The following is a 1,213-nucleotide window of genomic DNA, read 5'->3' as shown; positions in this document are numbered from 1 at the left end:
TTCTGCAAGCGATCGATGAGCTCTATGCGATCGAAGGTTTCGCATCACCTCTTAAAGTAGATGATATCGATGATGAGAGTTGGCACAAAACAAGCGCAGAAATAAAGCATGTCGTTCTTGATTTGCGAGATTGTGGCGAGCTTGTTTCGGAAGTGGCGGAAATATCTTCAAGATTAGATGTGAGCATCTCTCTGATTGTGTTGAGCAACACGGACTCAATCTTGATGCGTGACAAAGTGCTGTCGTTAGGTGCGAACTACATTCTTTGGGATCCGGAACTTGATGGCTTGTTGGGCGCATTAAAAGAGTCTGGTAAAGACACATTTTCGCCAACGGTGAAGAAAAAGTCGCGAATCGCTAAAAGAGTCTTGATGCTTGGTAGTAAAGGCGGTGTTGGCGTGTCAACCATCAGTGCTTTTTTATCCCACAGCTTAAGCCAGCAAGCGAGCTTGAAAACGTTGCTCGTTGAACACGATACGCTGGCATTAAATTCGGATATTTTCTTGGGTTTAAAAGGACTAAAGGCGCAACAAAATAGTATCGATTTAAACCAATCTGAGCTCGATGCCGCAATTGCTGGGAGCTATGTACACCCGATCAAAGACAAGCTTGATTTCCTTGCCCTTGAAAAGAACATTGCATGCATAAGTGACCATGCAGACTCTCTATTTAGAATTTCTAATGAGCTGGTGGATCAGTACAACTTCATCATAGATTCATTGCCTTTAAATGCGATAAACGAACTGACTTCAGAAGACATCAATGAAAGATACAACCGCATTTTTGTTGTTTGTGAACCTTCTGTTGCCTCGTTGCGCGCTTATCACTCGATAAAGAAAAAATTAGGAAAGGCCGAGCATCGAATCATTTTTTCTATGACTCGATCGCAGAAGGATTACATGATGCCTCTCCAAGGCGCCAAAGAAAAAATTAAAGCGAAAGACACCATTGATTTCGTTTATGAAGCCAATTTGGAAAAGTTGATCATCCAACAGGGCATTCACAATACGGCGAAAATTAAGTTCACCCCAGCTATTCCAAATATGGTGAATTCGCTGACTGGTAAAAAAGTCAAAGTGCAGAAAAAGTTCGCGTGGTTTAAGAAATGAATCACCTAAAAGAAGTTTATATTGACATAAGAGACGAAATCTTTGACGCGCTTGATGCCGCTTCTTTAGTCGATGTCGAGCCATTGGAGCTTGAAAGCCAACTA

1 protein-coding gene is annotated in these 1,213 nt (G+C 41.9%); it reads left to right on the top strand.

The genetic code is table 11. The annotated features are described in order from the left end of the window. On the top strand, positions 1–1,109 hold a 1,109-nt coding region (locus R8N28_RS25710), incomplete at its 5' end, for a type II secretion protein (protein ID WP_318183721.1). Between the last annotated feature and the right edge of the window lie 104 nt (positions 1,110–1,213).

It is taken from the genome of Vibrio sp. Vb1554 (assembly GCF_033344235.1).
Note: the sequence above shows the minus strand (reverse complement) of the source record. Positions and strands in the feature narration are given on the sequence as shown.